12 protein-coding genes are annotated in these 14,254 nt (G+C 41.7%); all 12 read left to right on the forward strand.

Annotation, left to right across the window (positions count from 1 at the left end):
• The first annotated feature begins 153 nt into the window (after nt 1–153).
• Complete coding sequence (gene ilvD / locus I6N95_RS20700; protein ID WP_209531262.1) at nt 154–1,845, forward strand: dihydroxy-acid dehydratase; 1,692 nt, start codon at nt 154–156, stop codon at nt 1,843–1,845.
• A gap of 52 nt (nt 1,846–1,897) precedes the next feature.
• Nucleotides 1,898–3,592: a biosynthetic-type acetolactate synthase large subunit gene (gene ilvB, locus I6N95_RS20705; protein WP_209531263.1), complete on the forward strand. Its 1,695-nt coding sequence runs from the start codon at nt 1,898–1,900 to the stop codon at nt 3,590–3,592.
• Entirely contained in the window at nt 3,593–4,075 is a 483-nt protein-coding gene (gene ilvN, locus I6N95_RS20710; protein ID WP_209531264.1) for an acetolactate synthase small subunit, read from the forward strand.
• Nucleotides 4,076–4,241: 166 nt separating this feature from the next.
• Nucleotides 4,242–5,237 (forward strand): ketol-acid reductoisomerase, encoded by a 996-nt coding sequence (gene ilvC / locus I6N95_RS20715; protein ID WP_209531265.1) that lies wholly within the window; start codon nt 4,242–4,244, stop codon nt 5,235–5,237.
• A gap of 70 nt (nt 5,238–5,307) precedes the next feature.
• Nucleotides 5,308–6,561, forward strand: a complete 1,254-nt coding sequence (ilvA, locus tag I6N95_RS20720; RefSeq protein WP_209531266.1) for a threonine ammonia-lyase IlvA — start codon at nt 5,308–5,310, stop codon at nt 6,559–6,561.
• 249 nt (nt 6,562–6,810) lie between these two features.
• A complete protein-coding gene (gene plsX, locus I6N95_RS20725) occupies nt 6,811–7,824 on the forward strand; it encodes a phosphate acyltransferase PlsX (RefSeq protein ID WP_209531267.1) in 1,014 nt (337 codons plus the stop codon).
• Nucleotides 7,825–7,936: 112 nt separating this feature from the next.
• Nucleotides 7,937–8,176 carry an acyl carrier protein gene (gene acpP / locus I6N95_RS20730; protein ID WP_209531268.1) on the forward strand — a complete coding sequence of 80 codons (240 nt, stop codon included), beginning with the start codon at nt 7,937–7,939 and terminating at the stop codon, nt 8,174–8,176.
• 280 nt (nt 8,177–8,456) lie between these two features.
• Nucleotides 8,457–9,464, forward strand: a complete 1,008-nt coding sequence (locus I6N95_RS20735; protein ID WP_209531269.1) for an ABC transporter ATP-binding protein — start codon at nt 8,457–8,459, stop codon at nt 9,462–9,464.
• Nucleotides 9,464–10,414, forward strand: a complete 951-nt coding sequence (locus I6N95_RS20740) for an ABC transporter ATP-binding protein (RefSeq protein ID WP_209531270.1) — start codon at nt 9,464–9,466, stop codon at nt 10,412–10,414. Before I6N95_RS20735 ends, I6N95_RS20740 begins: the two co-directional genes overlap by 1 nt.
• 2 nt (nt 10,415–10,416) lie before the next feature.
• Entirely contained in the window at nt 10,417–11,379 is a 963-nt protein-coding gene (opp4B, locus tag I6N95_RS20745) for an oligopeptide ABC transporter permease (protein ID WP_209531271.1), read from the forward strand.
• Between the two features lie 30 nt (nt 11,380–11,409).
• Nucleotides 11,410–12,330 carry an ABC transporter permease gene (locus tag I6N95_RS20750; RefSeq protein WP_209531272.1) on the forward strand — a complete coding sequence of 307 codons (921 nt, stop codon included), beginning with the start codon at nt 11,410–11,412 and terminating at the stop codon, nt 12,328–12,330.
• Nucleotides 12,331–12,357: 27 nt separating this feature from the next.
• Nucleotides 12,358–14,133: an oligopeptide ABC transporter substrate-binding protein gene (locus I6N95_RS20755; RefSeq protein WP_209531273.1), complete on the forward strand. Its 1,776-nt coding sequence runs from the start codon at nt 12,358–12,360 to the stop codon at nt 14,131–14,133.
• Nucleotides 14,134–14,254: the final 121 nt, after the last annotated feature.

Genomic DNA, 14,254 nt, shown 5'->3' on the forward strand with positions numbered 1-14,254 from the left:
ACACAAAAAAGGGGAGAAATCAATTATGCGCAGAGCCTTAATTCCTAGAGCTTCAGCACTTAGAAATTTAGGACATGGTCACATTAATCAACCCGATGATGGCAAGCCAAAACAATGATTAACAACAAACACAAAAAAAGGGGAGAAATCAATATGCGTAGTGATACAATCAAAAAAGGTATTGAAGCAGCACCAGCCAGAAGTTTATTATATGCCACAGGTCAGGTAAAGAATGCGAAAGACATGAACAAACCGTTTATCGCAATCTGTAACTCTTATATTGATATTGTCCCAGGTCATGTCCATTTACGTGAGCTAGCTGATGTGGCAAAAGAGGCGATTCGTGAAGCTGGGGGAATTCCCTTTGAGTTTAATACAATTGGTGTTGATGATGGGATTGCCATGGGACATATCGGCATGCGTTATTCGCTCCCAAGTCGTGAGGTCATTGCGGATGCAGCTGAAACGGTGATTAACGCTCATTGGTTCGACGGTGTTTTCTATATTCCCAACTGTGACAAAATCACGCCAGGGATGTTATTAGCGGCCATGCGGACGAACGTGCCAGGGATTTTCTGTTCAGGGGGCCCGATGAAAGCGGGGATTGACCCACATGGTCGAGCTGCCACGTTGTCTGATATGTTTGAAGCGGTCGGGACTTATAAACAAGGCAAAATGACCAAAGAAGACTTTTTATTTATGGAACAAAATGCCTGTCCAACTTGTGGTTCTTGTGCTGGGATGTTTACAGCCAATTCAATGAACTGTTTGATGGAAGTGATGGGGTTGGCTTTGCCAGGAAATGGGACCATTTTAGCGGTATCGGAAGAACGTCGTGAGTTGGTTCGTAAATCTGCATTCCACTTGATGGATCTCGTTAAAAAAGACATTAAACCAAGAGATATCGTGACAAAAGAAGCCATTGATGATGCCTTTGCCTTAGATATGGCCATGGGTGGTTCAACTAACACGGTACTGCATACTTTAGCGATTGCTCATGAAGCGGAAATTGATTACGATTTGGCACGAGTCAATGAAATTGCCAAGCGTGTGCCTTATTTATCTAAAATTGCGCCATCTTCTTCATACTCGATGCACGATGTTCATGAGGCCGGCGGTGTGCCAGCTATTATGAAAGAGCTGGTGGATTTAGGCGATGCGATTCATCCCGATCGGATTACGGTCACTGGTAAAACCATTCGTGAAAATGTCCAAGCTGCTGTGATTAAAAATACGGAAGTCATTCATCCAAAGGAAAATCCATACAGCCCAGTTGGTGGTTTGTCAATTCTTTACGGCAATATCGCACCAGACGGAGCCGTGATTAAAGTGGGTGGCGTTGACCCATCGATCAAAGTTTTCCGCGGAAAAGCGATTTGTTTTAGTACCCATGATGAAGCCGTTGAAGCGATTGACGATCACCGGGTAACCAAAGGCCATGTGGTGGTTATTCGCTATGAAGGACCAAAAGGTGGACCGGGAATGCCGGAAATGCTGGAACCAACGTCGAATATTGTCGGCCGTGGTTTAGGGAAAGAAGTGGCGCTGATCACTGATGGTCGTTTCTCAGGAGCTACTCGAGGCATTGCCATTGGGCATATTTCGCCAGAAGCCGCAGCTGGTGGGCCAATCGGTTTAATCAACGATGGCGACATCATTGAAATAGATTTAACCAACCGCACATTAAATGTTGAGGTTTCAGACGAAGTTTTGGAAGAGCGGAAAAAATCTGTGCCTAAATTTAAAGCAAAAGTGAAAAAAGGCTATCTTGCTAGATACACTGCCTTAGTAACATCAGCTAATACTGGAGCTGTGTTAAAGATTCCTGAGGATTTACTGGATTAAACAAAAAAGCGATAGAACGCAAGCAACCTAAACTATTAAAAGAGGTGAAATCATGGGAGAAAAAGAATGTCAGCTTAAAAGTGGCTCGGAGTTGTTAGTCGAGTCGTTACAGAAGCAGGAAGTTGAATTGATTTTTGGCTACCCAGGTGGAGCAGTTCTCCCTTTGTATGACACATTGTATAAAGGCGAGATTCGCCACATTCTGGTGCGGCATGAACAAGGAGCGGTTCATGCTGCGGAAGGCTATGCTAAAGCAACCGGCAAACCAGGTGTGGTCGTCGTTACGAGTGGACCAGGGGCTACCAACGTTATTACGGGAATTGCCGATGCCATGAGTGATTCAATTCCACTAGTGGTCTTTACTGGACAGGTGGGCATGCCAGGGATTGGGAAGGATGCCTTTCAAGAGGCGGACGTCTTGGGAATTACCATGCCGATTACCAAATATAATTATCAAGTTCGGGACGTCAAAGATATTCCCCGGGTGATTAATGAAGCTTTTCATATTGCTAATACTGGGCGTAAAGGGCCAGTGGTGATTGACTTGCCTAAGGATATCGCGGCCATGGGAACTGAGTCAACTTATGATGATGCTGTTTGTCTGCCAAGTTATCAACCAACGGTCTATCCGAATACCTTACAAGTAACCAAGATGCTGAAAGCTTTGGAAAAAGCTAAAAAGCCGATTGTCTTAATTGGTGCCGGGGTGGTTCATAGTGAAGCTCACGCTGAAGTGTTAACCTTTATTGAAAGATATCAATTGCCGACATTGAGTACTTTACTGGGCCTTGGCGCTGTTCCAACTGAGCATCCCCTGTTTCTAGGAATGGGCGGGATGCACGGCTCATTTGCTGCTAATATGGCGATTACGGATTGCGATTTGCTGATTAATATGGGCTCTCGCTTTGATGATCGCTTAGCTAGTCTGCCAAGTGAGTTTGCCCCAAATGCGACCATTGTCCATATTGACGTTGACCCTGCTGAAATTGGCAAAGTCATTGAGACTCAAGTGCCGATTGTCGGGGATATTAAAGAAGTCTTAAAAGACGCCTTATCTCAATCGATTAGCCAACCGGAAAATGAGGAGTGGTTAAAACAAAACATGTCCCATAAAAAACGCCATCCTTTCCGCTACGATCGTGATAATCGGGAAGAAATTAAACCGCAACGAGTCATTGAAATCATCGGTGAGTTAACCGATGGTGAGGCGATTGTGGTGACAGACGTGGGACAACATCAGATGTGGGCTGCTCAATATTACCCCTATAAGAATGTCCATCAGCTGGTTACCAGTGGTGGTCTAGGGACGATGGGCTATGGCATCCCAGCCGCCATTGGCGCCAAATTAGGTTGTCCTGACAGAGAGGTCGTTCTCTTCGTCGGCGATGGTGGTTTCCAGATGAGCAATCAGGAATTGGGGATTTTAAATGATTATGGCATTGATTTAAAAGTGGTCATTCTTAATAACCATTCACTGGGAATGGTTCGCCAGTGGCAAGAAAGTTTTTATGAGGGCCGCCGCTCTGAGTCAGTCTTTATGAGTCAACCTGATTTTGTTAAAATGGCTGAAGCTTATCACATTAAAGGGATTAAGTTAACCAATCCCGACACCTTGGCTGAGGATCTACGAGCATTGTTCGCAGTGCCAGGCCCAGCTTTGATCGATATTGATATTTCCGCAACAGAACATGTCTTACCAATGGTACCAACAGGCAAAGCCAATTATCAAATGTTAGGGGTGGAGTAGATGAAACGCTTAATTATTGCCTTAGTGAACAACAACTCTGGAATTTTAAACCGCATCAGTGGCGTTTTAACTCGTCGCCAATTTAACATTGACAGTATTTCGGTGGGCCCGACTGAGGATAAAAAAATCTCTCGTATTTCGATCGTGGTACAAGTTGATTCCAATGAAGAGATTGAGCAGATTATCAAGCAATTAAATAAACAAATCGATGTGGTCAAAGTCTCTGATATCACGGATGATCCCCATATCGAACGGGAATTAGCTTTAGTTAAAGTGAGTGCTAATGCCACTACACGCTCGGAAATTTTCACCTTAATCGAGCCTTTTCGTGGCAATGTGATTGACGTTGGCACCAAGTCGTTGATCATTCAAGTGACTGGTACTAGTGAGAAAATTGACGCTTTCGTTGATGTGATCCGTTCTTACGGCATTCAACAATTAGCGCGGACCGGCGTAACCGGCTTTACTCGCGGCTCTAAATAAGAAATTATTAATAGTAGGAACACGATTTAGCTTCCATTATCGATGACTAAATCTAATAAAATAAAAAAACAACTCGGCAAGGCTGAAAGCCTCAACTGATCTTTTGAATGATCAATAAGAGCAGTCAGAGGAAATCCCGGACGAGATCTAACGGAGGAAAAACAACATGGCAAAAGTATATTATGAAGATTCAGTGACAAACAACGAATTAGCAGGTAAAACAGTGGCGATTATTGGCTATGGTTCACAAGGACATGCTCATGCGCAAAACTTACGAGATAACGGCAATCAAGTGATTATCGGGATTCGTGAAGGGAAATCAGCAGAAGCCGCTCGCAATGATGGCTTTGAGGTTTTTCCAGTGGCAGAAGCAGCTAAGAAAGCGGATGTCGTGATGATTTTAGCGCCAGATGAAATTCAAGGTGCTTTATACGAAAATGAAATTGCCCCTAATCTGGAAGCTGGCAATGCCTTAGCCTTTGCTCATGGTTTTAACATTCACTTTGATGTGATCCAACCGCCAGCTGATGTGGATGTCTTCTTAGTAGCACCTAAGGGTCCTGGACATTTAGTTCGTCGTACCTTCGTGGAAGGTTTTGCGGTACCAGCATTATTCGCTGTTTACCAGGATGCTACAGGCAAAGCGACAGATGTTGCCATGTCATATGCTAAAGGCATTGGCGCCACACGTGTTGGGGTCCTTGAAACAACCTTTAAAGAAGAGACAGAAACAGATTTATTCGGGGAGCAAGCCGTCCTTTGTGGAGGTACGACTCACTTGGTGCAAGCCGGTTTTGAAACATTAGTCGAAGCTGGTTACCAACCGGAGATTGCCTACTTTGAAGTCTTGCATGAATTAAAACTAATTGTTGATTTAATGTATGAGGGTGGCATGGCCAAAATGCGCAATTCTATCTCTAATACAGCTGAATATGGCGACTATGTATCAGGCCCACGTGTGGTTACCTCTGAAACCAAAGCCCACATGAAGGATGTTTTAACGGATATTCAAAATGGCAATTTTGCCAAAGGGTTTATCGATGATAATAAAAATGACTTTGCTAAATTTAAAGCGTTGCGTAAAGAACAGGAAGGTCACCAAATTGAAAAAGTTGGGGCTGAATTACGTAAAATGATGCCGTTTGTTAAAAAAGACGCATAAAGTGTGTTAGCCGAGACGAGTTTGTCTCGGCTTTATTTTAAAAATTGCCAGAAAAAGAAGGTTAGATAGGATGGAAGCAGACTTAGTTACGAAAGAAGAGGTTGAGGCGGCCCACGATGTCTTAAAAAAGGTTGTGCGACGGACGCCGCTGCAGCATGACGAGTATTTGTCGCAAAAATATCAGTGCAATGTTTATTTGAAGCGGGAAGATTTACAGCGGGTTCGTTCATTTAAACTACGTGGTGCTTATTACGCCATTAGTCAATTAACGGAAAAACAATTAGCCAATGGGGTCGTCTGCGCTAGCGCTGGAAATCACGCTCAAGGGGTTGCTTATACGTGCCAAGCCATGAAGGTCAATGCCACTATTTTTATGCCGACCACAACCCCTAATCAAAAAATCTCCCAAGTGAAGTTTTTTGGAGGTGAGTATGTCACCATTCAATTGGTGGGTGACACCTTTGATGCTTCGGCAAAAGCCTCACGTCAGTATGGCGAAGAACACAATCAAACCTTTATTGATCCTTTTAATGATAAAGATGTCATAGCAGGTCAAGGCAGTTTGGCTGTGGAAATGCTGGAAGATTTAGATGGCCAGGCCGACATGGTGTTTGCGGCGATCGGTGGTGGTGGCTTGATCAGCGGTGTCTCCAGCTATGTCAAAGCTGTCAGTCCTCAAACGAAAATCATCGGCGTTGAGCCAAAGGGCGCCCGTTCGATGGCGGAAGCTTTGCGAGTGGGACATGCCATCGAATTGAAAAAAGTCGATTCCTTTGTGGATGGCGCAGCAGTTAAAAAGGCTGGCGAGAAAACCTTGGCTCACGTTCAAGCGTACGTTGATCAGGTGATTGATGTCGAAGAGGGGCTAGTGTGTTCAACGATTCTCGAATTGTATACCAGACAGGCGATTGTTGCGGAGCCGGCAGGTGCCTTGAGCATTGCGGCCTTAGCAGATCATCAGGCAGAAATAAAAGGCAAAACAGTTATTTGTATTGTGAGCGGCGGTAATAATGACATCAATCGCATGCAGGAAATTGATGAGCGCTCACTGATATACGAAGGACTAAAACATTACTTTTTGATCAATTTTCCGCAACGTCCAGGAGCATTGCGTGAGTTTGTAACGGATATTCTCGGACCAAACGATGATATTACTAAGTTTGAATACACTAAAAAAGTCAATCGCGGCAGTGGCCCCGTGGTTATCGGTGTTTTATTGGCAGATAAAAATGACAGTCAAGCCTTAAAGGAACGGGTAGCTCAATTTGATCCGAGCTTTATTGATTTAAATCAGGATCAAATGCTCTTTACATTGTTAGTTTAAGCTGATGAAATAGCTGTTTGTCGATAAGGATCGGTAAGCAGTTATTTGGCGAGGACTGGCATTAAGATCTCGTTAACCTTGTTTTTTTCGACATGAAAATGGTAATATTTCGGAGGTTATATGCTATACTATTCATTAGAAATTGGAAAAGAACTGATTTCTTTCAATTTACCTGGTGGTCTGTGACCAGCAGGAGTGAGTAAAGGTGCTTGCTACGGCAGCCTTTTACCATAAATGAGGAGGATTACTATGAGAATTGCTGTGGATGCCATGGGTGGCGACAATGCCCCTCAAGCAATAGTTGAAGGGATTATGTTAGCTCAAAAGAACTACCCATCAATCGAATTTCAATTATACGGCAAAGAATCTGAAATAAGAAAATACGTAACAAACGACACCAATATCAAAATCATCCACACCGATGAGAAAATCAACAGCGACGATGAACCTGTGAAGGCGATTCGCCGCAAAAAAGCAGCCTCCATGGTTTTAGCAGCGAAAGCGGTCAAAGACGGTGAAGCAGACGCCATTTTTTCTGCAGGAAATACGGGAGCCTTGTTAGCCGCAGGCTTGTTTATTATCGGTCGAATCAAAAATATTGAACGACCAGGTTTAATGACCACCATGCCAGTTATGGGAAATCCTGATGGTGGCTTTGATTTTATTGACATGGGTGCAAATGCAGATAATAAACCGGAACATATTTTACAGTATGCGATTTTAGCCAGTTATTACGCTAAAAATGTCCGTCAGATTGAAAATCCAACGGTAGGCTTGTTAAATAATGGCTCTGAAGCAACTAAAGGTAGCGAGTTGACGAAGGCCTCTTATGAGCTGTTGGCAGCGGAAAAAAGCTTGAACTTTATCGGTAATGTGGAAGCTCGGGACTTGTTGACAGGTGCGGCTGACGTAATCGTCACCGACGGGTTTACAGGGAATGCCGTGTTAAAATCAACAGAAGGCACGGCCATGGCTTTGATGGATGTCCTCAAAGCGTCAATCTTAGGAGCGGGCCTTAAAGGAAAGCTCGGGGCAGTTCTGTTAAAAGATGCCTTGCGAGGAATGAAAAAAGAATTGGATTATTCCTCTCATGGTGGGGCCGTGTTATTCGGCTTAAAAGCGCCCGTCATTAAGACCCATGGGTCGACCGGTCCTGAAGCTGTCAGTTATACGATTCGTCAAATCCATGATATGTTGGAAAGTCATGTGATCGATGACTTAGTGGCTTATTTTGAAGAAAAGGCCAGTGACAAAGAGGATTAAATCAAGCTTTGTTGCCTCTTAAGAAAAAAAGAATAGACAAAACTTGGATAAATCAGTAGAATGATAGTGAGATATTTGTAAAGAGTTTGTAATAGTCGGGAGGTGAACGTACGTGACTAAAGAAGAAGTATTACAAAAAGTTCGCTTAATTATCACCAAGCACTTTGACGTTGAAGAAGACAAAGTGGTTGAAACATTAAACATTAAAGATGACCTAGGTGCAGATTCAATTAGTATCATGGAATTTGTTCTGGAATTAGAAGATGAATTTGGCACTGAAATTTCCGATGAAGACGCAGAAAAAATCGAAACTGTCGGAGCTGCTGTTGATTACATATCAAGTCACCAATAATAAAGTCACAGATGATTATTAGATCGCTCTAATGATTTTCTGTGGTTTTTCTTATATTTAAGGTGATAGTGACAGGCTTTTTAAGAGAAGTTTGTTAAAACGGCGAAATGATTGAAATAAAGCATTATTTTAAGTATAATTATTAAATATCAAAAAGAATACACATAGAAAATTGAAATACTTGATTTTCGAGCTTTTTTTTTTGGGTATTTTGGGATAAAGAAGCAGGTAATTCTTTTCTATGTGACAGCAGGAAAAGAAGAGAGAGAGGGGTATCCTATTGAATGTTGAGGAGCAATTATTAGACATCCATGATTTACACACAGGGTTTCGAATTAAAGATGATTTCTATGATGCGGTTGACGATGTGTCGATTACATTAGGGAAAAACGAAATTCTGGCAATAGTGGGGGAATCGGGAAGTGGCAAAAGCACACTAGCAACAACGATTATGGGTCTGCATAATCCTAACAACACTAGAATTACAGGGGAAGTTATTTATAAAGATTTAAACTTATTGGAGTTTAACGAAACGTTGTACAATCAAATCCGCGGAAATGATATTGGCATGATTTTTCAGGATCCTTTGTCAGCTTTAAACCCGCTAATGAGGATTGGCGATCAAATTGCTGAAAGTTTGTCTTACCATACCGATTTTACCAAAGAACAAAAAGAAGCTCGTGTATTAGAATTATTAGACCAAGTTGGGATTAAGAATGGCCCGCGCGTGGCTAGGCAGTATCCTCATGAATTATCAGGAGGCATGAGACAACGGGTGATTATCGCGATTGCCATCTCTTGTAAACCGCCGATTATCATCGCTGATGAGCCAACGACGGCACTGGATGTGACGATTCAAGCGCAAATCTTGGATCTGTTGACAGATCTCCAAGCGGAAACTCAAGCAGGTATTATTTTAATTACCCATGATTTAGCCGTTGTGGCTGAAATGGCTGACCGGGTGGCAGTTATGTATGCTGGGCAAATTGTTGAGCAAGCAACTGCCAAGGAATTATTTGAAAATCCAACTCATCCATACACACGTTCATTGCTAAATTCAATTCCACAAGAAGATTCGATGGATAAGGACCTTCATGTGATTGAAGGCATTGTGCCATCATTGAAGAATTTACCGAGAAAAGGCTGTCGTTTTGCGCCGCGAATTAATTGGATTCCTGAAGAGGACCATGAAGAAAACCCAGTGTTACATGAAATTTCACCAGGGCATTTCGTTCGTTGTACATGCTACAAGCATTTTCATTTTAAAGATGAGAAAGGTGAAGTGTAATGGGGGAATTGATTACAATAAAAGATCTGAAAGTTCACTATCCTATACGCAGTGGCTTTTTTAATCGAGTAACGGATTATGTTTACGCAGTTGATGGCGTTGATTTTGTCATTGAAAAAGGTAAAACTTATGGGCTAGTTGGTGAGTCTGGTTCTGGTAAATCAACGACTGGTAAGGCGATTGTCGGGTTGGAAAAGGTAACCTCTGGTCAGATTATTTATGAGGGACACGACATTACCAAGTCAAGCACTAGAAAATCAATTGGCTATAATAAAGAAGTCCAGATGATTTTTCAGGATGCTATGTCCAGTTTAAACCCGAAAAAACGGGTGGTTGACATTATTGCAGAACCTATTCGGAATTTTGAACGACTGTCCGATCAAGAGGAAAAGCGTAAGGTTCAAGAGATGTTAGACATCGTCGGCATGCCCAATGATGCCCTCTATAAATACCCTCATGAATTTTCTGGTGGACAACGCCAACGGATTGGGGTTGCTCGCGCAGTGGCCACGAATCCTAAACTAATTGTGGCAGATGAGCCAGTATCAGCACTGGATTTATCCGTTCAAGCTCAAGTGTTGAATTTTATGAAGCACATTCAAGAACAATTTGGGTTAAGCTACTTGTTTATTTCTCATGATCTTGGGGTTGTTAAACATATGTGTGATAATTTAGCTATTATGCACAAAGGTCGTTTTGTGGAAATAGGGTCACGGGAAGACATTTACAATAATCCGCAGCATATTTATACGAAGCGATTACTGTCTGCCATCCCTAAAATCGATGTGGACAATCGTGAAGCACACAAAGAGAGTCGCCGTGCCGTAGAACGGGAATTCCAAACACTTCAAAAAGAGTATTACGATAACAACGGCCGTGTTTACGATTTAAAACAATTGACAGCATCGCACCAAGCCGCGTTATTACATCTTGAAAGTGAGGGAATCTAGTTATGTGGAAAACAATACTAAGACGGGTTATTTTAATGATTCCTCAAGTAATTATTTTAAGTGTCTTTATCTTTATTTTAGCTAAAGCCATGCCGGGGGATCCCTTTACTGGTTTAATTAATCCCAATATGGACCCAGCAGTCATCGAGCGGATGCGTGAGGCAGCAGGACTTAATGATCCGTGGTACACACAGTACTTCCGTTGGATTGGCAACGCCTTACAAGGGGACTTTGGTAGTAGTTTCTTATACAAGTTGCCGGTGTCAACTATTATTGGTGGCCGGGCTTTAAATACGATTTGGTTGTCGATCTTTACAGTTATTTTAACCTATCTAATTGCGCTACCTTTAGGGTTGTATTCAGGTCGTTACCAAAATTCATTGTTGGATAAAACAGTTGTCGTGTATAACTTCTTCAGTTTCGCGGTGCCAGTCTTTATCTTTGCTTTATTGATGCTCTTTATTTTTGGTTACCGTTTAGGCTGGTTTCCCACAACGGGGTCCGTTTCCAGTGGGGTTGAACCGGGGACATTGGCCTATTATTGGGATAAGTTGTATCACATTATTTTGCCGGGGATATCGCAAGCTGTCTTAGCGACGGCCGTCACGATTCAATATTTACGTAGTGAAGTTATTGATTCCCAGTCACTGGATTATGTGAGAACAGCTCGCTCAAAAGGGGTGCCAACCAACCGTGTTTACACAGGACATATTTTCAGAAACGCTTCATTGCCAATTGCTTCACAATTAGGTTATGAAATTACGGGTCTAATCAGTGGTTCAATCGTTATTGAAAAAATCTTTGCCTATCCTGGAATTGGTAAACTATTTATTGATTCAATCCTTCAACGGGATTATACCGTTATTACAGCCTTAATTTTGATTTTAGGAATTGCGACGCTTATTGGGACGCTGTTATCAGATATCATCATGAGTATTGTTGACCCAAGAATTCGTATTCAATAAAAAATCAAGTTAAGGAAAGGATGGATAACCATGAGCGAAGAAGTAAACAATGCAGTTGTAACTGAAAGTATCCCACCAATGGGAATCCGCATGATTATGCGGGAATTTAAAAAAGATAAATTAGCCATGTTTTCATTGGCGTTGCTACTTATTATATTAGTAAGTGTCTTTATTGGTTCTTTTGTGATTGATCAAGATACGGTTATGCGAGTGAGCATTTTTGATAAATATGCTGAGCCGGGTACGGTTAATTCCGATACAGGTAAAACATTTATCCTAGGAGCAGACGAAGGGGGCCGTGATGTGTTTGGTCAACTCTTTATTGGGGCGCGTAACTCGATTATGATCGGGTTTGCTATTACGATTATCACCTCTATCATCGGTGTTGGACTTGGAATTATCTCCGGGTACTATGGCGGCATCATCGATAATATTTTGATGCGGATTGTCGATTTTGTGATGATCTTACCGATTCAAATGATCATTATCGTGTTTGTTACGATCATTCCTAAATACAATGCTTGGTCTTTTATTTGGATCATGAGTGCCTTTTATTGGGTAGGAAAAGCTCGTCTCTTTAGAAGTAAAACCTTGTCAGAGGGACGTCGTGATTATGTCAGCGCCTCTAAAACGATGGGGACTAGCGACCTGAAAATTATGTTTAGAGAAATTATGCCCAACTTAAGTTCTCTGATTATTACCAACTTAACGATGAACTTTGCTGCTAATATTGGGATTGAAACAACGCTGACCTTCTTAGGTTTTGGGTTGCCTTCAAATGTTCCGAGTTTGGGAACTTTAATTGCCTACGCGTCAAGTGGCGACGTTTTATCAAACAAAACATGGATTTGGCTTCCAGCATCCATTCTTATTTTAGTAATGATGCTTAGCATAAACTATGTCGGTCAAGCACTGAAGCGTTCGGCAGATGCTCGACAACGACTAGGGTAAGATTTAAAAGGGGGAAATACACGCACAATGAATAAGAAAAAAGTTTTAGGCTACGTTACTTTAGCAGCCGCAGCCGTTACCTTAGCCGCATGTGGCGGTGGTGACAAGAAAAAAAGTGAAAACAAAGAAACGGTAACCGAGGATGTTTCTAAGTTTCCAATCGCTGTCAGCAATGACAAAGAAGCCATTGAAGGCGGTACGTTAGACGTAGCGGTAACCATGGACACTCAATTCCAAGGGTTATTCCTATGGGAATTGTATGAGGATAATTATGATGCTCAATTCATGCTGCCTTCTCATGAGTCTTTGTTTACAACTGACGAAGATTTTGTGATTACCAATGATGGTCCAGTTGCCCTTGATTTAGACCTTGAAAAAAAACAAGCTAAATTAACGCTACAAAAAGACTTGGTTTGGTCTGATGGTGAAAAAGTTACTGTGGAAGATCTAATCTATCCTTATGAAATTATCGGTAACAAGGACTATACAGGCGTGCGTTATGACAATACCTTTACCAATATTGTAGGCATGGAAGACTTCCATGATGGTAAATCTGACACGATTTCAGGGATCAAAAAAGTCGATGATAAAACCATTACCATCGATTACAAAGAAATGAACCCAAGCATGCAACAAGCAGGTGGTGGTGTTTGGAGCTATGCCGCACCTAAACATGTCTTAAAAGATATTCCAGTTAAAGATTTGGCTTCTTCTGATGCCGTCCGTAAAAATCCAGTAACTTTTGGACCATATGTCATGAATAAAATCGTGGCTGGCGAATCAGTTGAGTATGTGCCAAATGAGTACTACTATGGTGACAAACCTAAATTGGACAAAGTCATCTTATCAGCAGTGCCATCAGCTTCAATTGTTGAAGCACTTAAAGCTAAAAAATATGACATTGCGCTTAAAATACCAACAGATACTTATTCAACTTATAAGGATTTAGAAGGCTATACTAATCTTGGTCGTGAAGAATTGTCTTATACTTACTTAGGCTTCAAATTAGGTAAATGGGATGAAGAAAAAGGCGAAGTTATTCCAGATGACAAGGCTAAAATGGCGGACAAAAACTTACGTCAGGCAATGGGATATGCGGTTAACAATGACCAAGTAGGCGAAAAATTCTACAATGGCCTACGTTCAAATGCCACAACCTTGATTCCACCAGTCTTTAAATCACTGCATAACACAGAAGTAAAAGGTTACACACAAGATAAAGAAAAAGCTAAAAAACTATTAGCGGATGCTGGGTTTAAAGATACGGATGGTGATGGATTTGTCGAAGACAAAGAAGGTAAACCATTAGTCATCAAATTCGCTTCAATGTCAGGTGGCGAAACGGCTCAACCTCTTGCTGAATACTACATGCAAGAGTGGAAAGATATCGGTTTAAACGTTGAATTATCAACAGGACGTTTAATTGATTTCCAAGCCTTTTATGATAAATTGAAAAATGATGATCCGGAAGTTGATGTTTTCCAAGGGGCTTGGGGAACAGGGAACGATCCATCACCAACAGGTTTATATGGCCGCAACTCATTCTTTAACCACGGGCGTTTTGCTGCGGAAGAGAATGACAAATTATTAAAAGCGATCGATTCTTCTGACTCATTTGATCCAGAGTTCCGTAAAAAAGCCTTTGACGAGTGGCAAGCTTATGCTGCAGAAGAAGCTTTTGTTATTCCAACTCTATACAGAAGTGAAGTATTGCCTGTACACGATCGTGTAACTGGCTGGGACTGGAGTCAAAATGAATTCAGTTATTTTGCTAACGTAGGAGTTACTGCTGAAAAACGTTAATTAAATTGTAATGAAAGAGACTTAGATTTTCTAAGTCTCTTTTTTTTGTAAATTCTAACTAAATTCTCATGAAATGAAGATAATTCCTTGTTATTTTTCTGAAAGCGATATTTATTCGTTT

This window comes from Vagococcus allomyrinae, assembly GCF_017829975.1.
Taxonomy (GTDB): domain Bacteria; phylum Bacillota; class Bacilli; order Lactobacillales; family Vagococcaceae; genus Vagococcus_D; species Vagococcus_D allomyrinae.

Coding starts and splice junctions, on each gene's coding strand:
- I6N95_RS20750 (WP_209531272.1), top strand. CDS start 11,410: ATGAGCGAAGAAGTAAACAATGCAGTTGTAACTGAAAGTATCCCACCA.
- I6N95_RS20740 (WP_209531270.1), top strand. CDS start 9,464: ATGGGGGAATTGATTACAATAAAAGATCTGAAAGTTCACTATCCTATA.
- ilvB (WP_209531263.1), top strand. CDS start 1,898: ATGGGAGAAAAAGAATGTCAGCTTAAAAGTGGCTCGGAGTTGTTAGTC.
- plsX (WP_209531267.1), top strand. CDS start 6,811: ATGAGAATTGCTGTGGATGCCATGGGTGGCGACAATGCCCCTCAAGCA.
- I6N95_RS20755 (WP_209531273.1), top strand. CDS start 12,358: ATGAATAAGAAAAAAGTTTTAGGCTACGTTACTTTAGCAGCCGCAGCC.
- ilvD (WP_209531262.1), top strand. CDS start 154: ATGCGTAGTGATACAATCAAAAAAGGTATTGAAGCAGCACCAGCCAGA.
- ilvA (WP_209531266.1), top strand. CDS start 5,308: ATGGAAGCAGACTTAGTTACGAAAGAAGAGGTTGAGGCGGCCCACGAT.
- ilvC (WP_209531265.1), top strand. CDS start 4,242: ATGGCAAAAGTATATTATGAAGATTCAGTGACAAACAACGAATTAGCA.
- ilvN (WP_209531264.1), top strand. CDS start 3,593: ATGAAACGCTTAATTATTGCCTTAGTGAACAACAACTCTGGAATTTTA.
- opp4B (WP_209531271.1), top strand. CDS start 10,417: ATGTGGAAAACAATACTAAGACGGGTTATTTTAATGATTCCTCAAGTA.